Raw genomic sequence first — 22,698 nt, 5'->3', positions numbered from 1 at the left:
TGCGGATTATTGGGGGCGTGCGGCGGAAACGGACTCGGCCGACCCTGTCCTGGCCGGGGCGCCGGCAACCGGGGCGAGGCCCTTCACGGCGGTCCTGCGTCCGAGTGCCACTACGGCGATGACTGCGACCGCGAAGCCCACCGTCGGCAGGTCCAGCGGCTCGCCGAGCAGCAGCGCGCCGCCCGCCAGCGTCAGAAACGGCTGCAGCAATTGTATCTGGCCGACGCGGGCGACGCCGCCTTTTGCCAGGCCGGCGTACCAGAAGATGAAGCCGACGAACATGGAAAACACCGAGACGTAGGCCATGCCAACCCATGCCTGCCAGGAAGCGCCGGCGATCTGCGCCGCATGGTGCAAGCCCAGCCAGGCCACCACCGGTGCCAGCACCGGTACCGAGACGATCAGCGCCCAGCTGATGGTCTCCAGCCCGCCCAGCTCGCGCGACAGCTTGCCGCCTTCGGCGTAGCCCAGCGCGCCGAGCACGGTGGCCGCGAACAGCAGCCAGTCGGCATGATGCAGCGCGCCGGCGCCCTGCCACATCGCGAAGCCGACCACCAGCGCGCTGCCGCACAGCGCCGCCAGCCAGAAGGCGGGGGAGGGGCGTTCGCGGCCGAACCAGGCGGCAAATACCGCGGTGGCCAGCGGCATCAGGCCGATCACGATGGCGCCATGGCTGGCCGGTACTTCCTGCATCGCCATCGACGAGAACAGCGGAAAGCCGACTACCACGCCGGCGGAGCTGACGGCGAGGCGCCACCACTGTGCACCGCGCGGACGCCGCGCCGCGCTCAGCGCGCCACGGTGCCACAGCAGCGCCGCGGCAAGCAGCGCGGCGACCATGGCGCGGGACAGTGCGACCAGAACCGGATCGAGCTCGGCCACCGCCAGCCGCGTGAAGGGCAGGGTCTGGCTGAAGATGGCCACGCCGGCCAGTCCGAGCAGCATGCCGCCGCTGGCGGCATGCGCCTGCACGCCGGTGGTGCGATGGGACGATGTCATGTCGAAGATTCCTTGCGGGGATGGTCGGCTGCCGCCGTCCGCTCAACCGGCCACGGGCCGGCCGGCCACGGCAATCCATAGCGCGGTGGCGGCCAGCGCGAGCCCCATGGCCCGGTTGAACCAGCGAATGCGTCCGCCGACCTGCAGCCACTGCCGCAGGGACGCGCCGATCGCGCCGTAGACGCCATTGCTGAGAAAGCCGAACACGCCGAACACCAGGCACACCAGCAGACCGCGCTGCAGCGGATCGGCGGCGTTGGTCATGTAGGAGGCGGCGGTCGCCAGCGCCAGCATCCAGGCCTTGATATTGGCGTACTGCAGCGCGGCCGACTGCCACACCGACAACGGCGCCAGCACCTGCTTGTCGGCCAGCGTCGCGCTGCGCGCGAGCTTGAAGGCCAGCCACAGCAGATAGGCCACCCCCGCCGCGTGAACGATGCCCGCCAGCAAGGGGCTGGCCAGCACCAGCGCCCCCACGCCGGCGGCGCACAGCGCCACCAGGGTGGCGAAGCCGAAGGCCACGCCGATGCAGTGGGGCAGCGTCGCCCGCAGGCCGAAATTGGCGCCGGTCATCGCGGCGATGGTGGTGTTGGGCCCGGGCGTGAAGGACCCCACCACCATCAGCGACAGCAGCGCGATGAACTGCGCCGGCGACATGCCGGTCAGCCACGCCGGGCCGGAGGCTGCGATCGATTGCGACAATTCCGTGCCCATCATGCCGCCGCCCGCGTTGCCGGGTTTTGCCCCGCGGTGGCCGGTGCGTCCTCGGCCCTGGCAGCGCTGGCGAAGGCCACCACGATGCGGCGGTTGGTCCGGCTCTTCTTCTCGATCTTGCCGATCGCGATCGGGCCGATCTCGCCCACGCGGGCCACATGAGTGCCGCCGCAGGGCTGCCGGTCGATGCCCGGGATCTCGATGATGCGAATCGACTCCATGCCCTCGGGCGGCGCAGCGCCGATGGTGCGCACCAGTTCCGGCTGGGCAGCCAGTTCCGCGCGGCTGATGCGGTCCACCCGCACGGGGCTGTCCGCGGCGATCAGGGCGTTGAGCCGCTCGCCGAGCTCGGTCTTGTCCAGCGTCGATTCGGGCAGATCGAAGTCGATCCGGGCGCTGTCCGGCGAGATGCTGCAACCGGTGACGGGGACCGGGATCAGGGAGCCGAGCAGGTGCAGGCAGGTATGCAGCCGCATCAGGCGGTGGCGCCGACTCCAGTCGATGGCGACCGTCACCCGCGTGCCGGCGGCGAGACCCCCCAGTGCCGCCGCCGCGGGGTCGGCAGGAACATGCAGCACCGCCGCGCGGCCCGGCGCGTAGACGGTTTCCGCCAGGGCGATCGCCGTGCCGTCGGGCAGCGTCATGGTGCCGGTATCGCCGGCCTGTCCGCCGCTGCGCGCATAGCAGACCGTCTCGTCCAGCACGATGCCTTCCGGCAGCACGGCCACCACGGTGGCGTCGCAGCGGGTCAGATAGGCGTCGTCGTCGAAACGCTTGCGCGTCGCAGGCAGGGACAGCTCGGTCATGGCGGGGCTCCTTGGATGGTGCTTGCGGCTCTTGTCGTCTTGTTCTGGGTACCGCGGCCGTCACGTTGCCGTAATCTGCGGCAAGCACGGTCGGCGCGGTTCGACGATAGTAGACAAGGTTGTCGGTACAGTACCGATACAGTTATTCTGTTCGTCCTCAGTACAGTTCAGGAGAGCAGCGTGAGCGCGTACCACGACACCGTGACCGATGGCCTTGCCGGAGCGGCCGGGACCGGCGGCGCGCCCGCTGTCCGCCCGGCCGGCAGGGCCGGCACCGCCGCGGCCGAGCGCGGCGCGGCGCTCGATCTTCCCGGGCCCGTGCCATCGGCGCAGATGACGCTGGTCGGACAGCTGACCGAATGGGCCCGGCGCCGCATCGATGAAGGCGTGTTCCGGCCCGGCATGCGCATGCCGTCCATTCGCCAGCTGGCGCAGGACAAGGGCATCTCGCGCTTCACCGTGGTCGAGGCGTACGAACGGCTGGTGGCGCAGGGCTATCTGGAATCGCGACGCGGATCGGGGTTTTTCGTGCGCGAACCCGCCGGCGCTTCCGCGGGGGCCGCTGGCGCCGCCGAGGCGCAGCCGCTGCCGGAAATCTCGCGCAATATCGACGTGCCGTGGCTTTTGCGCAACATGTTCCATCGCGCCGAACCGCGCAAGGCGCCCGGACTGGGTTTCCTGCCCAACGACTGGCTGGACGGCGAACTGATTGCCAGCGCGCTGCGCGGTCTCGGACGGCAGCCCGGCGGGCACTTTCTGGCCAGCGGCACCCCCGAAGGGTTCCTGCCGCTGCGCCAGCAGTTGCGTACCCGGCTGGCCGAGCTGGAGATCGGCGCGACGCCCCAGCAGATCGTGCTGACCTCCGGCATCACGCAGGCGCTCGATCTGATCGCGCGGCTCTATGTCCGTCCCGGCGACGCGGTGCTGGTGGGCGATCCCGCCTGGTTCGTGATGTTCGCCCGCTTCGCCGCCCAGGGCGCCCAGGTGATCGGCGTGCCGTACACCGCCGAAGGCCCCGACCTGCAGGCGCTGGAGCGCATCGTGCAGGCCCACCGGCCACGGCTGGTCATCCTGAACTCGGTGCTGCACAACCCGACCGGTACCTCGCTGTCCGCCGCCAAGGCGTTCCAGCTGCTGCGCCTGGCTGAGCAGTACGACTTCCTGGTGGTCGAGGACGACATCTACTGCGACCTGTGCCCGCCTGGGCATCCGGCCACGCGGCTGGCGAGCCTGGACCAGCTGCGCCGCGTGATCTACCTGGGCAGCTTCTCCAAGACGCTGGCGGCCAACCTGCGGGTCGGCTTCGTCGCCGCCTCGCCGCAGGTTGCCGCCGGGCTGACCGACAGCAAGATGCTGGCCGGCCTGGCCACGCCGGAAATCAACGAGCGCGTGCTCTACAAGGTGTTGACCGAGGGGCATTACCGCAAGCATGTCGAGCGCGTGCGCGGGCGCCTGGACCGGGCCCGGGACGATACCCGGCGCGCGCTGGAGCGGCTGGGCCTGACGCTGTTCCCCGGCCAGCATGCCGGCATGTACCTGTGGGCCGATACCGGGCGCGACACCAACGCGATCGCCACCGCCGGGCACGAGGAGGGATTCCTGTTCGCCCCCGGCAGCCTGTTCTCGCCCTCGCAGCTGCCGTCGGGGTGGATGCGCTTCAACGTCGCCTGCGGCGCCGACCCGGAGATGCTCGCATTCCTCGCGCGCCAGCTGGACCGGCGGGCGGTCTGATGCCCGCTCGGCGTTTGGGCATGCGAAGCGCTGCTTGCCCTCTCCCCGGCCCTCTCCCGCGAGCGGGAGAGGGAGAACACCATGGGCGTTCGCGGCAACTGCCGGTTTGCTCCCCTCGCCCGCTTGCGGGAGAGGGGCCGGGGGAGAGGGCTGCGGTGTGACCGCCCCTTGAAAAACCCCGCTGCCGACCCTATTTGGGGCGGCATCGACGCGCCTTGTCAGGCCCGGAACCCATAGCGCGAATCGTTCCGGACCCGCTCGAACCTGAATAGCCCGAAGAGGAGAAACATGACCGTACCGCACGAGACGATGAGCTTCCAGGCGGAAGTGAAGCAGCTGCTGCACCTGATGATCCATTCGCTGTACAGCAACAAGGAAATCTTCCTGCGCGAACTGATCTCGAACGCCTCGGATGCCACCGACAAGCTGCGTTTCGAGGCCATCGCCAATCCGTCGCTGCTGGAACAGGACGCCGACCTCGCCATCCGCATCGAGGTGGACGCCGCCAATCGCACCCTGACGATCACCGACAACGGCATTGGCATGAGCCGCGACGAGGCGATCCGCAACCTGGGCACCATCGCCCGTTCCGGCACGCGCGAGTTCTTCCAGCAGCTCTCCGGCGACCAGCAGAAGGACGCCGCGCTGATCGGCCAGTTCGGCGTCGGCTTCTACTCCGCCTTCATCGTCGCCGACCGCGTCACGGTCGAAACGCGCCGCGCGGGCCTGCCGGCCAACGAGGCAGTCCGGTGGGAAAGCCGCGGCGACGGCGAGTTCTCGGTCGACACCATCGAGCGCGCAGAACGTGGCACCACCATTACGCTGCACCTGCGCGAGGGCGAGGACGAATTCCTGTCGGCGTGGCAGATCAAGTCCATCGTGCGCAAGTATTCGGACCACATCTCGCTGCCGATCCGGATGCGCAAGGAGATCTGGGACGCCGATACCAGCAGCTACAAGAGCACGGACGAGTGGGAAAGCATCAACCAGGCGAGCGCGCTGTGGACCCGTCCGAAGAGCGAGATCACCGACGAGCAGTACACCGCGTTCTACCAGCACATCGCCCACGACAACGAGGCGCCGCTGACCTGGACGCATAACCGTGTCGAAGGCCGCAGCGAGTACACGCAGCTGCTGTACATCCCGGCACGCGCGCCGTTCGACCTGTGGGACCGCAACAAGCATGGCGGCCTGAAGCTGTACGTCAAGCGCGTCTTCATCATGGACGACGCCGAGCAGCTGCTGCCGAACTATCTGCGCTTTGTCAGGGGCGTGATCGATTCGGCCGACCTGCCGCTGAACGTCTCGCGTGAACTGCTGCAGGAAAGCCGCGACGTCAAGGCCATCCGCGAAGGCAGCACCAAGCGCGTGCTGTCGATGCTGGAGTCGCTCGCCGGCAGCGAGGACGAGGCCGAACGCGCCAAGTACGCCAGCTTCTGGAAGCAGTTCGGCCAGGTGCTCAAGGAAGGCCTGGGCGAGGACCACGGCAATCAGGAGCGCCTCGCGGCGCTGCTGCGCTTTGCCACCACGCGCAACGACAACGACGAGCAGACGGTATCGCTGGCCGACTACGTCGCGCGGATGAAGGAAGGCCAGGAGAAGATCTATTACCTGACGGCCGACAGCTGGACCGCGGCCAAGGCCAGCCCGCATCTGGAGGTATTCCGCAAGAAGGACATCGAGGTGCTGCTGCTGACCGACCGGGTGGACGAGTGGATGCTGTCGTTCCTGCACGAGTTCGACGGCAAGGAACTGGTGTCCGTGGCGCGCGGCGGCCTGGACCTGGGCAATCTGGCCGATGCCAGCGAGAAGGAAGAGCAGCAGAAGGCCGACGACGAGTGGAAGGACGTGCTGGCGCGCGCCCGCGAGGTGCTGGGCGAGAAGGCCAAGGACGTGCGCATGACGCTGCGCCTGACCGACTCGGCCTCGTGCCTGGTGTCGGACGAAGGCGAGATGAGCGGCTACCTGCAACGGTTGCTGAAGCAGGCCGGTCAGAAGGCGCCGGAATCCAGGCCGATCCTGGAACTGAACCCGGCGCATGCGCTGGTCGGCAAGCTGCGCGAGCTGCAGCCGGCGGGCAGTGCCACTGACAGTGCGGCCGACGGCGCCAATGATGCCTTCGCCGACCGGGTCCACGTGCTGTTCGACCAGGCCATGCTGGCCGAGGGCGGCACGCTCGACGACCCGGCTGCCTATGTGAAGCGGATCAACAAGCTGCTGGCCTGATCGCCACGGCGCCGGCTCTGCCCGCCCGCCCCCTGGGGCCGGCGGGCTTTCTTTTTTGTATGCTAACGGCCATGCCGCCCAAATCCAGCACGCCGCCCGCCGCCACCCGCCCACCCACGCCACCGGCCACGCCGGACGAACTCGAATACGGCCTGCCGCCGGTGATCGACCGGCATACCCGGGTGCTGGTCCTTGGCAGCTTCCCCGGTGCCGCTTCGCTCGCCGCGCGCCAGTACTATGCGCATCCGCGCAACCAGTTCTGGCCGCTGATGGGAGCGCTGCTGGGCGAACCCCTGCCCGACCTGCCGTACGTCGAACGGCTGAACCGCATGTTGTTCCATCGCGTCGGTCTCTGGGATGTGCTCGGTGCCTGCGTGCGTCCCGGCAGCCTCGATGCCGATATTCGCCACCCACAGGCCAACGATTTCGAGCGGCTGCGCGCGCTGGCGCCGTCGCTGCGGCGCGTCGGTTTCAATGGCGGCACCTCCGGCAAGTTCGCGCCGCAATTTGCCGCCGCCGGCTACGAGACGGTGGTGCTGCCATCGTCCAGCCCCGCCCACGCGGCGCGCAGCTTCGCGCAGAAGCTGGAGCTGTGGCGCGCGCTTCTGTCACAATCGCGCCCGTAATAGATGCCGCCCGGCGCCTTGGCGCCCACCGGCCCCGTCCTCCCGCGATATGACCCTGCTGAAAAGAAAATCGATCGAAGCCATTGCTTCGCGCCGCCCCGCGCGCGGCGAGCCGCCGCGCCGGCACCCCCGCCATTCCCGTGACGACGCCGAGCAGCGCGACGCGGGCCGCCACGAAAAGCGAATGACGCCGCGCTTCGCCCCTGTCACGTTCTCCGAGTTGAACGGCGTGCGCTATCTGCATTTCGGCACGGAATGGGTGCAGGGCGCGATGCGGCTGCGCAAGCCCGACGCGATCGAGCTGGAATACGCGCAGCAGATGATGGCGTGGCTGCTGTTCCTGTCGCCGGCCACGCCCGGCTTCCATGTCGCCCAGCTGGGCCTGGGCGCCGCCGCGCTGACCAAGTTCTGCCACCGGCATTTCACCGGTGCCCGTGTCACCGCGGTGGAACTGAATCCGGCGGTGATCATCGCCGGGCGCAGCATGTTCGGCCTGCGCGAGGACGATGCCCGGCTGCAGGTGCTGGAGCAGGATGCGTGGGATTACGTCATGGATGCCGGCAACGAAGCGGCCCACGATGTGCTGCAGGTGGACCTGTACGACGCCACCGCGCGCGGTCCGGTGCTGGACACCACCGCGTTCTACCGTGCCTGCCGCCGCGTGCTGAAGGCGCCCGGGGTGATGACCATCAACCTGTTCGGCGACCACGACAGCTTTCCGAAGAACATCGAGCGCATCTGCGACGCGTTCGACAACCGCGTGCTGGTCTTTCCCGAAGTGCACGACGGCAACGTCATCGCGCTCGCGTTCAACGGGCCCGAGATCGATGCCGGCTGGGACGTCCTGGAGGCGCGCGCCCGCGTGGTCGAGGAGGGCACCGGCCTGCCCGCACGCGCCTGGGTGAAGGGGCTGCGCGAGGCCAACGCGCGGCAGGAAGAACGTCTGCGGATCTGACAGTACGCCGGTCCCCTCTTCCCGGCCCCTCTCCCCGGCCCCTCTCCCCGGCCCCTCTCCCCGGCCCCTCTCCCACAGGGGCGGCGCAGGGGCGGCCGACGCCCGGGGAAGGGGCCGGGAAGGAAGCAAACCAGAAGCGGTCCACGTGCTCGCGGTTTGCTCCCCTCTCCCACTTGTGGGAGAGGGGCGGGGGAGAGGGCAGCACACCACCCACGCCTTCAATCCCCTCGATTATCCCCTGGTGAAGAACTGCGCCAGCGACCATTCATCCGTACGCGCTTCGTAGCGGATGTCCTTGCGCATTGCCCACATCGCCAGCTGGCTGTGCGAAGGCACGATGGCATGGTTCTCCAGCGCGAAGCGCGCCGCGGCCTTGGCATTCTCCTCGCGCGCCTGCACGCTGCTGACGGTGGTCAGTGCGGTCTCGATCATCTTGTCCAGCTGCGGATTGCTGTAGCGGCCCCAGTTCCAGGTGCCGTAGCCGCGCTCCGGATTGGGCGTGCCGGTGATCGAGCGCAGCGCGACATCGGCCGCGGCCGAGCCCCAGCCCAGCATCTGGAAGGCGAAGTCCCCCTGGCGCGCACGCGTGAAGTACGCGGCCACCGGCATGGTCTCGACCTGGGTCTGGATACCGATGCGCGTCAGCATGCTGGCCGTGGCCTGCGCCACCGCCGCGTCGTTCAGATACCGGTTGTTGGTCGCGTGCAGGGTCAGCCGGAAGCCGTCGGCGAAACCGGCCTGCGTCAGCAGCTCCTTGGCGCGCTTCGGATCGTAGGCGTCGGGTTTGGTGCCGGGATGCCCGAAGATCTGCGGCGAGACGATGGACGAAGCCGGCACCGCCAGCCCCTCCATGATCCGCGAGACGATCGCGTCGCGGTTCAGTGCATGGCTGATCGCCGCGCGCACGCGGGCATCCTTGAACGGGTTCTTTCCCAGCGGCTTGCCGTTGGGGTCGGTGACGAACGGCGGGTTGTCGCGCCACTGGTCCATCTGCCAGAAGATGGTCCGCCACGACACCTGCTGCTCGATGCGAAAGCGCGCATCCTTCTTCAGCCGCTGCACGTCGGCCGACGGCACGCTTTCGATGACATCGAGATCGCCCGACAGCAGCGCCGCGGTACGGGCGCCGCTGTCGGTGACGATGCGAAAGGTCGCGCGCTCCCACACCGGCTTCGGGCCCCAGTAGTCCGGGTTGCGCTCCATCACGATCTCGTGCCCGCGGGCAAAGCGCACGAAGCGGAACGGACCGGTACCGACCATCGCCTTGCCGCTGTCGAAGTCGGTCTGCGAGAGCGTGGCGGCGATCCGCTTCGGCATGATCGGCACGCTGTTCAGGTCGTTGGCCAGGTTGGCGTAGTTCGGCACGTCCATGATGAGCCGCACCGTCAGCGCATCGGGCGTCTCGATGCGCGCGATCGGCTTGGTGTAGCTGGTGAACGAGCCCGGGCTGTTGGTCAGCTTCTCCGGGCGCTCCAGCGATGCCTTCACGTCGGCGCTGGTGAAGGACGTGCCGTCGTGCCACTTCACGTTGGGACGCAGCTTCACTTCCCAGGTGGTCGGATTGACCGGTTTCCACGACAGCGCCAGCCCGGGGATATAGCGCGCATTGCGGTCCATGAAGACCAGCGACTCGAACACATGCAGCGCGATCGCATTGTTGGGCCCGGAGTTGTTCCAGTGCGGGTCCATCGACGTCACGTCCGCGGACAGGCCGATGCGCAGTTCCCCGTTCGCGGCCTTGCCTTGCGCCGCGGCCTCGGGCAGCAGCACGAGGCCCGAACCCGCGCCCAGCGCAAGCGCCGCGCCGGCCTGCAGCACGCGCCGGCGGCCGGTCTGGATCTCGTCGGCGACCTGAGGGGATACGGGTGGCGGGCGACGGCTGTCGTTCATCGTCATGGGCTCCTGATGGTGGATGCGCTGCCGGCAGTGCGGCAGCCGGATGTTCTGTCCCGCCAGCGGCGGCGGGCAATGACATTGTGCCGTCATTCGGCGCGGCCGGTAAAATCGCCGGCCGGTCCGCCGTAGAATGCCGCCCATGTTCGCCAACTCCCGTTCCATCGTCTCCGCGCAAACCGGCGCACACGATCACCTTGCCGCGCTGGTCGCCCGCCACCTGCAGCAGCCGTTTCGCAAGCCCATCGGCGAGGCCAGCCGACGGGCACTGGAGACCGCGCTGACCTGCTGGCGCCGCCACGGCGACGTTCCGCTGATCCTCGATGCCGGATGCGGCGTGGGCGAAAGCACGCTGCGGCTGGCACAGCGCTATCCCGACCATTTCGTCGTTGGCGTGGACCAGTCGGAGAAGCGGCTGGCGGCAGGCAAGGACTGGTGGAGCGGGCCGCTGCCCGACAACTTCGTCTGGGCGCGTGCGGACCTGGTCGATGTCTGGCGGCTGCTGGCCGAACAGGCGGTGCCGGTGGCGCGGCACTATGTGCTGTATCCCAATCCGTGGCCCAAGATCGGCCATCTGGCGCGGCGCTGGCACGGTCACGCGGTGTTTCCCGCGTTGGCGGCCTGTGGCGACTATCTGGAATGCCGCAGCAACTGGCAGATCTATATCGACGAGTTCGCCCAGGCGCTGGCGATGACAGGGCGGCCGGGGACGGTGCAGCGCTGGCTGCCGGAGCAGCCGATGACGCCCTTCGAGCGCAAGTACGCCGCGTCGGGCCATGCGCTATGGCGCTGCGTCAGCGAGGGGCGCGGGGAGACTGGAAGCGGGAAATGATCGAGGCGAGGAGGCGCGAAGCCGCAGGCTGAGAGGCCCCCGGAAATGCCAGTCGGGGGCCTGGAACGGTGTTCAGTGGTGTTCAGTGGAACAGCGGTTGCTGGGTCGGGGCGTCTTCCGGAAGTTCTGCATGGACAATCTCGCCGGAGCGGTCCGCATACAGCGGGGTGCCGCAATCCTCGCAGTACTCCGGATCGAACAACGAGGCATGGCGGAAGATGTCTTCCACGCCGGCGTTGCGCAGTTCCTCGCAGATCTGCTCCAGCGGATTGCCCTGGCTGGTGTCGTCGACTTCGCCGGACTCGCGCCCGTAGACGGGCCAGACGATGCCGTAGATCACGTCCTTCTCGCCGCGCATGGTGAAGGCGACGCGGAACTCCTCGACCTCGTCCTCGCCGAAGGCGGCGGTCACGGCCGCCAGCTGGCCTGCACTGATGTCCAGCGTGCCGCACAGGTAGTTGACGGCGGCGCGCACCGTCAACGGGCGGATGTTCTTGTCCGATTCGCGGCAGGACAGGAAGAAGGCATCGGGCAGCAGCAGTTCGAATTCGCAGCCGGGCAGCAGCAGGGCCAGCGTCGGCTGGACCTGGGTGCGCCACTGCTCCAGGCATACCGAGCGCTCGGCATGATGCTCCTTGGCTTCCTCCTGCCAGCGGAACAGCGCTTGCTGGTGCGGCGCGACCACCACGGCAAGCAGATAGCGCGGGTCGGCGAGGATCGGGGCGGTTTCGGGCAGGTCGCGCAGGTCCACCTTGGGAGAGATGCCTGCCAGTGCCGCCGCGGCCAGCTTGTGCGTCAGCGCGTAGGTGTCGCTATGCGTGCGCGGCAGCTGGTCGATGCTGTACAGATAGGGCGACAGCGCCAGCCTGGCATCGGACGCCAGTACATGCGCCTGCAGGTGGACCGCCAGGGTCTGCGCCTGTTCCGGCTTCAGCGAGCCGGACGGGATGGCGTAGCGGGTATGGGCGAGGATCGGCGCGGCGATCAGCAGCGCGTCATACATGACGCCGTCTGCCTCCACGGTGGCTGACTCCGCCAGCGTTTCCGCCTGCTCGGCCAGCACATCGGAGGCATCGACGTTGTGCTTGAACAAATGCTCGAGCGCGGCGTCGAGCGCCGACTGGCTGCCGTTCTTCAGCAGCCTGCCGAGGCGCTGCGAGAGGCGTCTCTCCCAAAAGGCGTCCTCCATCCGGCTTCCCGAGGCGTCGAGCGCCAGCGCGTCGGCGACCAGTCGCTCGGCGTCAGGGGAAAGGCGTTGAGAGGCTTTGGGGCGAAAACCTGCCATATGCTGAGATCATCCGTTTTTCGGTAAAACGGTATTCTACTCGCTGCACTGGCGGGTCCGACCATCCCTAGGGCAAACGATTGATTGGTGGAATGGCGTTCTGGAGGCATCGCCATGGTCGGTCGGCCGGAAACCGCAGATTCCGGACCAAATTCGTCTGCTGCCGCACGGACGGTGCGCGCCCAGCCGGTCCCGGGGGAGGGCGTCCGGCTTACTTCTGCGTGGTGCCGTCCGAAGCGGCCGGGGCATGCGTCTCCATCCCGTGCTGCTCGCCCGTCATCGAAACCTCGCCGCCGCCCTTCATCAGCAGGAACAGCGCCGCGCCGGCGATGACGATGAATGCGATCAGGATCTTGACCATGGTGTCTCCTTTGTCTGATGGATCGGCCGCGTCCGCCAGGCGGGGCACGGCCGGTTGTGCAGGAGACCCAGTTTGGCACCGCAGGCTTGCGCGGAACTTACGCGACGGAAATGCTCGCGGGCTGCGCCCCTCTCCCACGCGTGGGAGAGAGGCGCCGGGGAGGGGCGCGAACCGAATGCGCTCGAAATGCCTCAGGCCGCCAGCAACTGCCGCAGCACGAACGGCAGGATGCCGCCGTGGTTGAAGTAATCCACTTCGATCGGCGTATCGATGCGCAGCAGCAGCGGCACGCGCTGTTCCTTGCCGTCTTCCCGGCGAATCACCAGCGTCGCGTCCTGCTGCGGCCGCAGGGTGCCCTCGATGCCTTCGATATCGAAGGTCTCGGTGCCGGTGATCCCCAGCGTCTGTGCGCTGTCGTCGCCCTTGAACTGCAGCGGCAGCACGCCCATGCCGACGAGGTTGGAGCGGTGGATGCGCTCGAAGCTGCGCGCGATCACCGCCTTGACGCCCAGCAGCTGGGTGCCCTTGGCCGCCCAGTCGCGCGATGAGCCGGTGCCGTACTCCTCGCCGCCGAACACCACCGTCGGCGTGCCTTCGGCGATGTAGCGCATGGCCGCGTCATAGATCGACAGCTGCTCGCCGGAGGGCTGGTGGATCGTCAGCCCGCCCTCGACCCGGGAGCCATCCTCGCGCGGCGGGATCATCAGGTTCTTGATGCGCACGTTGGCGAAGGTGCCGCGCATCATCACCTCGTGGTTGCCCCGGCGCGAGCCGTAGCTGTTGAAGTCCGGCTTCTTCACGCCGTTCTCCAGCAGGTACCGGCCGGCAGGGGAAGTGTCCTTGATCGATCCGGCCGGGGAAATATGGTCGGTCGTCACCGAGTCGCCGAAGACGCCCAGTGCGCGGGCGTTGCGGATGCTGCCGCCCGCGCCCTGCGGCTCCATCTCGAAGTCCTCGAAGAACGGCGGCTCGGCGATGTAGGTCGATTTCGGCCAGTCGTAGACCTGGCCGCTGGTGCCCTGGATCTTCGCCCACAGCGGGCTCGCCTTGCCGACCTTCTCGTAGTTGGAGCGGAAGGTGTCGGCGTTCATCGCAAAGCGCATCAGGGCGTTGATTTCGTCCGAGCTTGGCCAGATGTCGCCCAGGTAGATGTCGCGCCCGCCCTTGCCCTTGCCGACCGGCTCGGTCATCAGGTCGCGGGTGACGTTGCCGGCGATCGCATAGGCGACCACCAGCGGCGGCGAGGCGAGGAAGTTGGCGCGGATGTTCGGGTGGATGCGCGCCTCGAAATTGCGGTTGCCGGACAGTACCGCGGCCGCCACCAGGTCGTTCTGCACGATTGCTTCGTTCAGCGACGGCGCCAGGTCGCCGGCGTTGCCAATGCAGGTGGTGCAGCCATAGGCGGCCACGCCGAAGCCCAGCTTTTCCAGGTAGGGCAGCAGCCCCGCGGCCTGCAGGTATTCGGTGACCACGCGGCTACCGGGAGCCAGCGAGGTCTTGATGTGCGGCGCCACCGTCAGGCCGGCCTCGACCGCCTTCTTGGCCAGCAGGCCGGCGGCCAGCAGCACGCTGGGGTTCGAGGTGTTGGTGCAGGAGGTGATCGCGGCGATCAGCACGTCGCCGTTGCGCACCTCGATGCCATCGGAGGTGGTATAGGGCTGGTCGAGCTGCTCGGCCTTCTTGTTGAAGCCGTTTTCGCTCACCGGGCGCGTGAACAGCGAGGTGAAGGTCTGCTTGACGTTGCCGATCTCGATCCGGTCCTGCGGGCGCTTGGGGCCTGCCAGCGACGGCGCCACCGTGCCCAGGTCCAGGGTGAGCACCTTGGAGTAGTCGATGTCGCCAGCCATCGGCACACCGAACATCTGCTGGGCGCGGAAATAGGCCTCGAACGCTTCGATTTCCTCCGGCGTGCGGCCGGTGCCTTCGAAGTACTCGATGGTCTTTTCATCGACCGGGAAGAAGCCCATGGTGGCGCCGTATTCGGGCGCCATATTGCCGATGGTCGCGCGATCGGGCACCGCCAGGCTGGCGGTGCCCTCGCCGAAGAACTCGACGAACTTGCCGACCACCTTCTCGCGCCGCAGCATCTCGGTGATCGTCAGCACCAGGTCGGTGGCGGTCACGCCCTCGCGCAGACGCCCCTTCAGCTCGACGCCGACCACATCGGGCGTCAGGAAGTAGACCGGCTGGCCCAGCATGCCGGCCTCGGCCTCGATGCCGCCCACGCCCCAGCCCACCACGCCGATGCCGTTGATCATCGTGGTGTGCGAGTCGGTGCCCACCAGCGTGTCCGGATAGTAGATGCCGTCCTTGTTGTGCACGCCGCGCGCCAGATACTCCAGGTTGACCTGGTGCACGATGCCGAAGCCGGGCTGTACCACGCCGAAGGTGTCGAACGCCTGCATGCCCCACTTCATGAACTGGTAGCGCTCGTTGTTGCGCTGGAATTCCAGCCGCATGTTCAGGTCCAGCGCCTTCTTGTCGCGGAAGTGGTCGATCTGCACCGAGTGGTCGACCACCAGGTCGACCGGCACCAGCGGCTCGATCTGCTTCGGGTCCTTGCCCATCCGCGCGGCGACATTGCGCATTGCGGCCAGGTCCGCCAGCAGCGGCACGCCAGTGAAGTCCTGCAGCACCACGCGCGCGACCACGAACGGGATCTCTTCGGTGCGCTCGCCGTTCGGCTGCCATCCCGCCAGCTGGCGGATATGTTCCTCGGTGACCTTCTTGCCGTCGCAGTTGCGCAGCACCGACTCCAGCACCAGCCGGATCGAAACAGGCAGGCGTTCCACCGCGATGCCCAGGGCCTTGCCCAGTTGCGGCAGCGAGTAGAACTGGCCCTTGGCCGACTTGCCGATCTTGAATTCCTGCAGCGTTTTACTGATGTTGTGGGGCATTGCCAGGCTCCAATCGATGAGGCTCGGCGGGCGCCGGATGCGCCAGCGGTCCTCTGGTAATCGAATCGGGACTACGGGATCAGTTCCCGCGAAGTTCGGATGATCATCTACTTTATGCGTCACATCCGTGACAGGCAACCCGCCGGGCGCTGGCCGCGCGGCCGCGGGGAGGGGCGCTCGCAGGGCGCCTGGGCCAGTCCGGTACCGTCAGGGTGGCGCAGGCGGGCGCGTGCCAGGGAATGCTGCAGCGACAAGCCATGGCCGGCACGCCAGCCATGGCTTGTGGGAGCAGAAGGGGCCGGCCGGAGAGCACGGCAACCCGGCCGGCGTGCGGGCTTACTGCCGCGTCGGATTCTGCTGCGCGGTCGGGGTGCCTTCCAGCGGGGTCGGAGTCGGAACTGCCGCCTGCGCCGGGGCCATCAACAGCGGCGTCGCCACCGGTGCGCGCAGGGCGCCCGCCTGGGTCGGCGCGCTGCCGCCTGCAAGCATGTCCGAAGTCTGGCATTCGTCCGCCAGGCGTTGACCGTGATTGCGGTCGAACAGCATCGCCTTGCTGGGGATGACGACCATGTCCAGGCCCGATTGCTGATCGAAGTAACGGTCCGCGCCGGTGACGGTCGTCTGGCGCGGCAGGCGGTAGTCGCGCCCGTCCCAGTGCACGGTGATGACTTCGTCACGCAGCATATTGCCGTTGACGTACAGCGCCTTGCCCAGTTCGCACTGCCACTTCTCGCCTTGCGGGATCACGGCCGCCGCGGCGGCCGCGGCCGCACCGGCCTTGGCGCCGCGCTTGGCCGTCTTCGATTTCGAGCTGGATTTGCTGCTTGTCTTGGTCGCCGATTTCTTGGCGGTCGAGGTCTTCTTGGCCGGTTCCTGGGCCAGTGCGGCGCTGCCGGTGGTCAGCGCGAAGGCGCCGAGGCAGGCCGCAAGCAGGAGGTGTTTCATTGAAAATTTCCTTCGGTGGTTCGGTGTTGTCGTTGCCGGTCCGCGGCGGATTCCGCGCCGTTATTCTCCACGATTTGGCGGGGCCGGGAAGGGCCGCGCCCATCGTCAGTCAAAAAACAGTTCCGCAACGCTGCCCGGCAGCCCGGCGCCCGTGGCATGGGCGCGTTGCAGCAGGGACCAGTAGTACCGGTAGCTGGCGCGGTCGTGCAGCCGGCCCTCGTGGCGGATCGGTGCCCAGTTGTTCTCGTGCGCCGCCAGCAGGATCCGGCTGGCCGTATCGATCTCGGCGGTGCCGGGCTGGAAGGCCCGCACGATCGGGCCGATCTGCCCGGGATGGATGCTCCATTTGCGCAGGAAGCCGAATTCGGCACGCGCCTGGCGCGCGTCCTCGCCGGCCCGGTGCGGGGCGTCGACGTCGGTGCTGACATTGTGCGAGGGCACCTTGCCATGACGGTGGCAGGCCGCCGAAATTTCGAGCAAGGCGCGCCGGATCAGCGGATGGACGAACTGCTGCGGCGACCCCATCGCCTCGCCGGGAATGGCGCCGTGATGGGCAGAGACGAAATCCATCAGGCCGAAGCTCAGGCACTCCACCTGCACCAGCGCGGCGATGTCGAACGCCTGTTCGAGCGCGCCATGCGTCTCGATCAGGACATGGATCGGAATATGACGGGCGATGCCGGCCGCGCGGGCCGCCTGGTTGACTCGTTCGGTGACGCGGGCGACCTCCACCACATTGAGGACCTTGGGCACCGTCACGTAGGCCAGGCGCGCGCCGGCCTGGCCGACGAGGATGTCGACATCCTGCTCCCAGGCAGGGTGGGCCGGATCGTGAATCCGCACGCCAATGCGGTTGAAGCGGTTCTGCGGGCCGTTGATCAGCCGGGCACAGAGTTCGGCGTGCTCGCGCTCGCGCCCCACCGCTGCGCCATCCTCGCAGTCGAAGGTCAGGTCGACCACCGGCCCCATTTCCTGCTGCAGGGCCAGCGACTTGAGCATCAGCTTGTCGCTGCCGGCATAGTGGTCGCACACCGGCAGCAGGGCGGGGATCGGCTCGCCCTCGAACAGGACTTCGGAAGGGTGCACGTGGTCGGTCCGGAAAGCGGTTACGGGTTGTGCGGGGCTACGCCGCCTGCGCCATCATCGGGCGCCGCGCCAACGAAAAACCGGGGCCCGCCCCGATACGTCGATCGATGCGGTGCCCCGGTTGCGCATGAGCGAAAAACCTTCGAGGATCAGCCCAGCAGGTGCTGCACGCCGGCGCGTTCCTCTTCCAGTTCCTTCAGCGTGATGTCGATCTTCTCCTGGCTGTAGGCGTCGACCTCCAGACCCTTGACGATCTCGTACTTGCCGTTCGCGGTGGTGACGGGGAAGCCGAACATCACGTCCTGCGGAATGCCATACGAGCCATCCGACGGAATGCCCATCGTGACCCACTTGCCGTTGCTGCCCAGCACCCAGTCGCGCACGTGGTCGATCGCCGCGTTGGCTGCCGAGGCCGCCGACGACAGGCCGCGCGCCTCGATGATGGCGGCGCCGCGCTTGCCGACGGTCGGCAGGAACACGTCGTTGTTCCAGGCGTGGTCGTTGATCATGTCCTTGACGCTCTGGCCGTCGATGGTCGCGTAGCGGTAGTCGGCGTACATGGTCGGGCTGTGGTTGCCCCAGACGAACAGCTTCTCGATCGACGACACCGGCTTGCCGGCCTTGGCGGCAATCTGCGACAGCGCACGGTTGTGGTCCAGGCGCAGCATCGCGGTGAAGTTTTCCTTCGGCAGGTTCGGAGCCGACTTCATGGCGATGTAGGCGTTGGTGTTGGCCGGGTTGCCGACCACCAGCACCTTGACGTCACGGCTGGCGACTTCGTCCAGCGCCTTGCCCTGCACGGTGAAGATCTGCGCGTTGGCTTCGAGCAGGTCCTTGCGCTCCATGCCCTTGCTGCGCGGACGGGCGCCGACCAGCAGTGCGACGTCGGCGTCCTTGAAGGCGACCTTGGGATCGTCGGTGATCACCACGCCGGCCAGCAGCGGGAAGGCGCAGTCTTCCAGCTCCATCACCACGCCCTTGACGGCGTTCTGGGCCTGCGGCAGATCCAGCAGTTGCAGGATGACCGGCTGGTCCTTGCCGAGCATGTCGCCGTTGGCGATGCGGAACAGCAGGGAGTAGCCGATCTGGCCGGCGGCGCCGGTCACTGCGACGCGCATAGGGGCTTTAGCCATCTGTAAGTCTCCAAACGAGAAAAGGCGAAACTGGCCGGAGTCGCGCCGGACAGGCCGGACGCTCCGGGAGCGGGATCGTCGTCACCGGCGGGGTGCTGGCGTGGACGCCGGGAACCGGCGGGCACCACGGCGGCCAGGGGCCGCGGCAAGGCGTCCGGCGACGAAGGACGCGCGGGCGGGCTCGGCGAGGAGCCGCGAGCGGCGACAGGACGTTAGTCTACTGCCAAGGCGGCGGACGTTTCCAGTCGCCCGCGCCGCGCTTGCGTACGATGCCCCGCCGTGCGCGCCCGGTCGCCGCGAGTGTAGGGGGAGCCTCCAGTGCTGTCAATTCATATGTCTTATATAAGACATAAGACAATTGACGCAAGGCTGGACGCCCGCGCCGTATCTGTGGTGAAATCCGCCTATGTCGACAACGCCCACGTCCGTTGCGAGCACGCCCGTGCAGGGCGGGCAGGATGGCGCCGCCGCGCCAGGCTCCGGGTCGCCCGTAGCCGGCGCGTCCGCGCAGCCAGCCACGGCGCAGGGAACAGGCGCCGCCGCCGCGGTGCCGGCGCAAACGGCGCAAACGGCGCAATCGGCCCAATCGGCGCCACCGCAGCATGGCGCCCAGGCCGCGCCGTCGCCGACCTTCAGTCCGCTGTATCAGCAGATCAAGGCGCTGATCCTGCAGAGCCTGCAGTCCGGCGAGTGGAAGCCCGGCGAGATGATCCCCAGCGAGATGGAGCTGGCGGCGCGTTATCGGGTGAGCCAGGGTACCGTGCGCAAGGCCATCGACGAACTGGCGGGCGACAACCTGGTCGCCAGGCGCCAGGGCAAGGGTACGTTTGTCACCACGCACCATGAGGACGTGGTCAAGTTTCGTTTTCTGCGGCTGGTCCCGGACGAGGGCGAGCCGCACTATGGCACCAGCCGGGTGCTGGAGTGCAAGCGGCTGCGGGCGCCGGCCGAGATCGCGCGCCTGCTGGACCTGCGCACCGGCGACAGTGTGGTGCAGATCCGCCGGGTGCTGTTCTTCTCCGGCGAGGCCACGGTGCTCGACGAGATCTGGCTGGTTGGCTCCAGCTTCAAGGGCCTGACCGCCGAGAAGCTGACCGAGTGGAAGGGGCCGATGTACGCGCTGTTCGAGGCGGAATACGGCACGCGGATGATCCGGGCCACCGAGAAGATCCGCGCCGTGGCCGCCGACGGCGCGACCGCGGCGCTGCTGGCGGTGCCGCAGGGCTCGCCGCTGCTGTCGGTCGAGCGGGTGTCCTACACCTATGGCGACCGGCCGGTGGAAGTGCGGCGCGCTCTGTATGTGACGACGCGCCACTATTACCAGAACGATCTGAGCTAGCGCGGGCAGGGTGCCAGGCGGGCGATTATTGCCTGAAAGCCGTGCTTGCATCGCCGTTGTTGCGCAATCCGAAGGCAACGAATAAATCGCTGCGGGGGCCGCATTGGCGCGCCCGGCGCGCGCCTGCGCTGGCGCGGTGCGTCAGCCGATTACCGCACGCCACGATGGTGCGCGATAGCTGAAAATTATTGGTGCGACGCGCAACAAAGGCGCTAAAATCACCGGGATTTGCACTTAGTGCATTCGGCTCTTTTGTTTTTCTTCGTAAATGGGGTCTCGCATGGCTGAAGCCGCCAAACAAGCCAGGCCGGAGTTCCGGAACATCGGTATCGCGCAGATCGCTCGGTACCGGTTGCCCTGGGCCGGCAAGGTGTCCATCCTGCATCGCATCAGCGGTGCGCTGCTGTTCCTCCTTCTTCCCTTCGTTCTCTACCTCTTCGAGCAGAGCATCACCTCGGAACTGAGCTTCGCAAAGTTCTCGGAGTTCGTATCCGGTGGCTTCGTCAAGCTGGTTCTGCTGGCGCTGATCTGGGGTTACCTGCACCACTTCTGTGCCGGCATCCGCTATCTGCTGCTCGACATGCACGTGGGCGTTCAGAAGCCCGCCTCGCGCCAGTCGGCCATCGCAGTGCTCGTCATCAGCCTGCTGCTGACCGCCATTTTCGGCCTGAAGCTGTTCGGCGTGTTTTGAGGAGCATCAAGGTGGCAAACAATAATATCGGTCCCAAGCGCCTCGTTGTCGGCGCGCACTACGGTACCCGTGAATTCCTCGCTCAGCGCGTGACCGCGGTCGTGATGGTGATCTTCACCGTCGTGCTCGGCGTCGCGTACCTGCTGTCCGACGGCGGTTCCTACGAAAGCTGGTCTGGCCTGTTCGCCAGCCAGTGGATGAAGATCCTGACGTTCCTCACCATCCTGTCGCTGGTCTACCACGCATGGATCGGCGTGCGCGACATCTGGATGGACTATGTGAAGCCGATGGCGGTTCGCCTCGTGCTGCATGTGCTTACGATTTTGTGGCTCGTCGGTTGCGCGGGCTACGCTGCTCAGATTCTCTGGAGGGTGTGATTCATGGTCGCAGTCAAGACTGGATTGCCGCGTCGCCGCTTTGACGTGGTTATCGTCGGGGCGGGCGGCGCCGGGATGCGCGCATCCCTCCAGCTCGCGGAAGCCGGCCTCAACGTGGCCGTGCTCTCGAAGGTTTTCCCCACCCGCTCGCACACCGTGGCGGCGCAGGGTGGCATCGGCGCTTCGCTCGGCAACATGAGCGAGGACAACTGGCACTATCACTTCTACGACACCGTCAAGGGCTCGGATTGGCTGGGCGACCAGGACGCGATCGAGTTCATGTGCCGGGAAGCGCCGAAGGTCGTCTACGAGCTCGAACACTTCGGCATGCCGTTCGACCGTAACCCCGACGGCACGATCTACCAGCGCCCGTTCGGCGGCCACACCGCCAACTACGGCGAGAAGCCGGTGCAGCGCGCCTGTGCCGCGGCCGACCGTACCGGTCATGCGCTGCTGCACACGCTGTATCAGCGCAATGTCCGCGCCAAGACCCACTTCTTCGTCGAGTGGATGGCGCTGGACCTGATCCGCGACCAGGACGGCGACGTGCTCGGCGTGACCGCGCTGGAAATGGAAACCGGCGAGGTCTACATCCTCGAAGCCAAGGTCACGCTGTTCGCGACCGGCGGCGCCGGCCGCATCTACGCCGCGTCGACCAACGCCTTCATCAACACCGGTGACGGCCTGGGCATGGCGGCGCGCGCCGGCGTGCCGCTGGAAGACATGGAGTTCTGGCAGTTCCACCCGACCGGCGTGGCCGGCGCGGGTGTGCTGATCACCGAAGGCGTGCGTGGCGAAGGCGGTATCCTGCGCAACAAGGATGGCGAGCGTTTCATGGAACGCTATGCGCCGACGCTGAAGGATCTCGCGCCGCGCGACTTCGTCTCCCGCTCGATGGACCAGGAGATCAAGGAAGGCCGTGGCTGCGGTCCGAACGGCGACTACGTGCTGCTCGACCTGACCCACGTGGGCGCCGAGAAGATCATGAAGCGCCTGCCGTCGATCCGCGAGATCGGCCTGAAGTTCGCCAACGTCGACGCGATCAAGGAACCGATCCCGGTCGTGCCGACCATCCATTACCAGATGGGCGGCATTCCGACCAACTTCCACGGTCAGGTCGTGGTGCCGAAGAACGGCGATCCCAACGCGGTCGTCAACGGCTTCTACGCGATCGGCGAATGCTCCTGCGTGTCGGTGCACGGCGCCAACCGCCTGGGCACCAACTCGCTGCTGGACCTGGTCGTGTTCGGCCGCGCCGCGGGCAACCACATCATCGCCCAGGCGCTGAAGCAGAAGGAACACAAGCCGCTGCCGGAAGATGCCGCCGACCTCGCGCTGTCGCGCCTGGCCAAGCTGCAGGCGTCGACCTCGGGCGAGTATGCGCAGGACGTCGCCAACGACATCCGCCGCAACATGCAGTCGCACGCCGGCGTGTTCCGTACGCAGAAGCTGATGGACGAAGGCGTCGAGCGCATCCTGGAAGTCACCGAGCGCGCCAAGGAAATCCACCTGAAGGACAAGTCCAAGGTGTTCAACACCGCGCTGGTGGAAGCGCTGGAAGTGGCCAACCTGGTCGAAGTGGCGAAGGCCACGATGATTTCGGCGGCCGCCCGCAAGGAATCGCGCGGTGCCCACGCCCATAGCGATTTCCCGACCCGCGACGACCAAAACTGGCTCAAGCACACGCTGTTCTACAGCGAAGGCAATCGTCTCGACTACAAGCCGGTGAAGATGCAGCCGCTGACGGTGGAAAGCGTTCCGCCGAAGGCCCGTACCTTCTAAGCCGGTGTGGCAGACGACTA

The 22,698-nt window shown here is 67.4% G+C and carries 19 protein-coding genes; 9 read left to right on the top strand and 10 right to left on the bottom strand.

Going from position 1 to position 22,698, the window contains the following annotated elements:
* Window positions 1-6 precede the first annotated feature (6 nt).
* Genes K6V06_RS05325 through K6V06_RS05315 form a run of 3 tightly spaced genes read right to left on the bottom strand, consistent with a single transcriptional unit; the run spans window position 7 to window position 2,504 of the window.
* Complete coding sequence (locus K6V06_RS05325; protein ID WP_255581609.1) at window positions 7-999, bottom strand: DMT family transporter; 993 nt, start codon at window positions 997-999, stop codon at window positions 7-9.
* A gap of 42 nt (window positions 1,000-1,041) precedes the next feature.
* Window positions 1,042-1,716: a LysE family translocator gene (locus tag K6V06_RS05320; protein WP_255581608.1), complete on the bottom strand. Its 675-nt coding sequence runs from the start codon at window positions 1,714-1,716 to the stop codon at window positions 1,042-1,044.
* Window positions 1,713-2,504 (bottom strand): alanyl-tRNA editing protein, encoded by a 792-nt coding sequence (locus K6V06_RS05315; protein WP_222240819.1) that lies wholly within the window; start codon window positions 2,502-2,504, stop codon window positions 1,713-1,715. The genes K6V06_RS05320 and K6V06_RS05315 overlap by 4 nt, the downstream gene beginning before the upstream one ends.
* A 195-nt stretch (window positions 2,505-2,699) precedes the next feature.
* On the opposite strand from K6V06_RS05315, the gene K6V06_RS05310 reads away from it, so the two are divergent.
* The 4 genes from K6V06_RS05310 to K6V06_RS05295 all read left to right on the top strand — a co-directional run bounded on the left by K6V06_RS05310 (window position 2,700) and on the right by K6V06_RS05295 (window position 8,057).
* On the top strand, window positions 2,700-4,250 hold the full coding sequence (locus K6V06_RS05310) for a PLP-dependent aminotransferase family protein (RefSeq protein WP_370637390.1): 1,551 nt from the start codon (window positions 2,700-2,702) through the stop codon (window positions 4,248-4,250).
* Between the two features lie 288 nt (window positions 4,251-4,538).
* The gene (htpG, locus tag K6V06_RS05305; protein ID WP_222240656.1) at window positions 4,539-6,476 is read left to right on the top strand and encodes a molecular chaperone HtpG; all 1,938 of its coding nucleotides are present in this window, start codon (window positions 4,539-4,541) and stop codon (window positions 6,474-6,476) included.
* 71 nt (window positions 6,477-6,547) lie between these two features.
* Window positions 6,548-7,102: a DNA-deoxyinosine glycosylase gene (locus K6V06_RS05300; RefSeq protein WP_222240654.1), complete on the top strand. Its 555-nt coding sequence runs from the start codon at window positions 6,548-6,550 to the stop codon at window positions 7,100-7,102.
* A 49-nt stretch (window positions 7,103-7,151) separates the two neighbouring features.
* Window positions 7,152-8,057, top strand: coding sequence for a spermidine synthase (locus tag K6V06_RS05295; protein ID WP_222240652.1), 906 nt, complete (start codon window positions 7,152-7,154; stop codon window positions 8,055-8,057).
* 231 nt (window positions 8,058-8,288) lie between these two features.
* Here the strand turns inward: K6V06_RS05295 and K6V06_RS05290 are convergent, their stop codons facing one another.
* Window positions 8,289-9,947 (bottom strand): ABC transporter substrate-binding protein, encoded by a 1,659-nt coding sequence (locus tag K6V06_RS05290; RefSeq protein WP_255581607.1) that lies wholly within the window; start codon window positions 9,945-9,947, stop codon window positions 8,289-8,291.
* Between the two features lie 136 nt (window positions 9,948-10,083).
* Between K6V06_RS05290 and K6V06_RS05285 the strand changes: the two genes are divergently transcribed.
* Window positions 10,084-10,782 carry a tRNA (guanosine(46)-N(7))-methyltransferase TrmB gene (locus tag K6V06_RS05285; protein ID WP_222240648.1) on the top strand — a complete coding sequence of 233 codons (699 nt, stop codon included), beginning with the start codon at window positions 10,084-10,086 and terminating at the stop codon, window positions 10,780-10,782.
* A gap of 82 nt (window positions 10,783-10,864) precedes the next feature.
* Here K6V06_RS05285 and K6V06_RS05280 read toward each other — a convergent pair whose 3' ends face one another.
* The 6 genes from K6V06_RS05280 to K6V06_RS05255 form a co-directional block, all read right to left on the bottom strand.
* The gene (locus K6V06_RS05280; protein WP_222240646.1) at window positions 10,865-12,067 is read right to left on the bottom strand and encodes a DUF2863 family protein; all 1,203 of its coding nucleotides are present in this window, start codon (window positions 12,065-12,067) and stop codon (window positions 10,865-10,867) included.
* A gap of 211 nt (window positions 12,068-12,278) precedes the next feature.
* Complete coding sequence (locus K6V06_RS05275; protein ID WP_222240644.1) at window positions 12,279-12,428, bottom strand: hypothetical protein; 150 nt, start codon at window positions 12,426-12,428, stop codon at window positions 12,279-12,281.
* 191 nt (window positions 12,429-12,619) lie between these two features.
* A complete protein-coding gene (gene acnA / locus K6V06_RS05270) occupies window positions 12,620-15,325 on the bottom strand; it encodes an aconitate hydratase AcnA (protein WP_222240641.1) in 2,706 nt (901 codons plus the stop codon).
* Between the two features lie 336 nt (window positions 15,326-15,661).
* Window positions 15,662-16,270: a hypothetical protein gene (locus tag K6V06_RS05265; protein ID WP_222240639.1), complete on the bottom strand. Its 609-nt coding sequence runs from the start codon at window positions 16,268-16,270 to the stop codon at window positions 15,662-15,664.
* Between the two features lie 105 nt (window positions 16,271-16,375).
* Window positions 16,376-17,356: a CoA ester lyase gene (locus K6V06_RS05260; protein ID WP_222240637.1), complete on the bottom strand. Its 981-nt coding sequence runs from the start codon at window positions 17,354-17,356 to the stop codon at window positions 16,376-16,378.
* Between the two features lie 149 nt (window positions 17,357-17,505).
* Entirely contained in the window at window positions 17,506-18,489 is a 984-nt protein-coding gene (locus K6V06_RS05255; RefSeq protein ID WP_222240635.1) for a malate dehydrogenase, read from the bottom strand.
* Between the two features lie 406 nt (window positions 18,490-18,895).
* On the opposite strand from K6V06_RS05255, the gene K6V06_RS05250 reads away from it, so the two are divergent.
* The 4 genes from K6V06_RS05250 to sdhA all read left to right on the top strand — a co-directional run bounded on the left by K6V06_RS05250 (window position 18,896) and on the right by sdhA (window position 22,678).
* Window positions 18,896-19,828: a GntR family transcriptional regulator gene (locus K6V06_RS05250; RefSeq protein WP_222240633.1), complete on the top strand. Its 933-nt coding sequence runs from the start codon at window positions 18,896-18,898 to the stop codon at window positions 19,826-19,828.
* 280 nt (window positions 19,829-20,108) lie between these two features.
* Complete coding sequence (gene sdhC / locus K6V06_RS05245; RefSeq protein ID WP_222240631.1) at window positions 20,109-20,519, top strand: succinate dehydrogenase, cytochrome b556 subunit; 411 nt, start codon at window positions 20,109-20,111, stop codon at window positions 20,517-20,519.
* An 11-nt stretch (window positions 20,520-20,530) separates the two neighbouring features.
* Complete coding sequence (gene sdhD, locus K6V06_RS05240) at window positions 20,531-20,896, top strand: succinate dehydrogenase, hydrophobic membrane anchor protein (RefSeq protein WP_222240629.1); 366 nt, start codon at window positions 20,531-20,533, stop codon at window positions 20,894-20,896.
* A gap of 3 nt (window positions 20,897-20,899) precedes the next feature.
* On the top strand, window positions 20,900-22,678 hold the full coding sequence (gene sdhA, locus K6V06_RS05235) for a succinate dehydrogenase flavoprotein subunit (RefSeq protein ID WP_222240627.1): 1,779 nt from the start codon (window positions 20,900-20,902) through the stop codon (window positions 22,676-22,678).
* Window positions 22,679-22,698 lie beyond the last annotated feature (20 nt).

Origin of the sequence: Cupriavidus sp. AU9028 (assembly GCF_019795295.1) — a bacterium.
Classification (GTDB): domain Bacteria; phylum Pseudomonadota; class Gammaproteobacteria; order Burkholderiales; family Burkholderiaceae; genus Cupriavidus.
The sequence above is the reverse complement of the archived record's forward strand: the minus strand, read 5'-3'. Positions and strand labels throughout refer to the sequence as shown.

Coding starts and splice junctions, on each gene's coding strand:
- K6V06_RS05325 (WP_255581609.1), bottom strand. CDS start 999: ATGACATCGTCCCATCGCACCACCGGCGTGCAGGCGCATGCCGCCAGC.
- K6V06_RS05320 (WP_255581608.1), bottom strand. CDS start 1,716: ATGATGGGCACGGAATTGTCGCAATCGATCGCAGCCTCCGGCCCGGCG.
- htpG (WP_222240656.1), top strand. CDS start 4,539: ATGACCGTACCGCACGAGACGATGAGCTTCCAGGCGGAAGTGAAGCAG.
- K6V06_RS05300 (WP_222240654.1), top strand. CDS start 6,548: ATGCCGCCCAAATCCAGCACGCCGCCCGCCGCCACCCGCCCACCCACG.
- K6V06_RS05295 (WP_222240652.1), top strand. CDS start 7,152: ATGACCCTGCTGAAAAGAAAATCGATCGAAGCCATTGCTTCGCGCCGC.
- K6V06_RS05290 (WP_255581607.1), bottom strand. CDS start 9,947: ATGAACGACAGCCGTCGCCCGCCACCCGTATCCCCTCAGGTCGCCGAC.
- K6V06_RS05285 (WP_222240648.1), top strand. CDS start 10,084: ATGCCGCCCATGTTCGCCAACTCCCGTTCCATCGTCTCCGCGCAAACC.
- K6V06_RS05280 (WP_222240646.1), bottom strand. CDS start 12,067: ATGGCAGGTTTTCGCCCCAAAGCCTCTCAACGCCTTTCCCCTGACGCC.
- K6V06_RS05275 (WP_222240644.1), bottom strand. CDS start 12,428: ATGGTCAAGATCCTGATCGCATTCATCGTCATCGCCGGCGCGGCGCTG.
- acnA (WP_222240641.1), bottom strand. CDS start 15,325: ATGCCCCACAACATCAGTAAAACGCTGCAGGAATTCAAGATCGGCAAG.
- K6V06_RS05265 (WP_222240639.1), bottom strand. CDS start 16,270: ATGAAACACCTCCTGCTTGCGGCCTGCCTCGGCGCCTTCGCGCTGACC.
- K6V06_RS05255 (WP_222240635.1), bottom strand. CDS start 18,489: ATGGCTAAAGCCCCTATGCGCGTCGCAGTGACCGGCGCCGCCGGCCAG.
- K6V06_RS05250 (WP_222240633.1), top strand. CDS start 18,896: ATGTCGACAACGCCCACGTCCGTTGCGAGCACGCCCGTGCAGGGCGGG.
- sdhC (WP_222240631.1), top strand. CDS start 20,109: ATGGCTGAAGCCGCCAAACAAGCCAGGCCGGAGTTCCGGAACATCGGT.
- sdhA (WP_222240627.1), top strand. CDS start 20,900: ATGGTCGCAGTCAAGACTGGATTGCCGCGTCGCCGCTTTGACGTGGTT.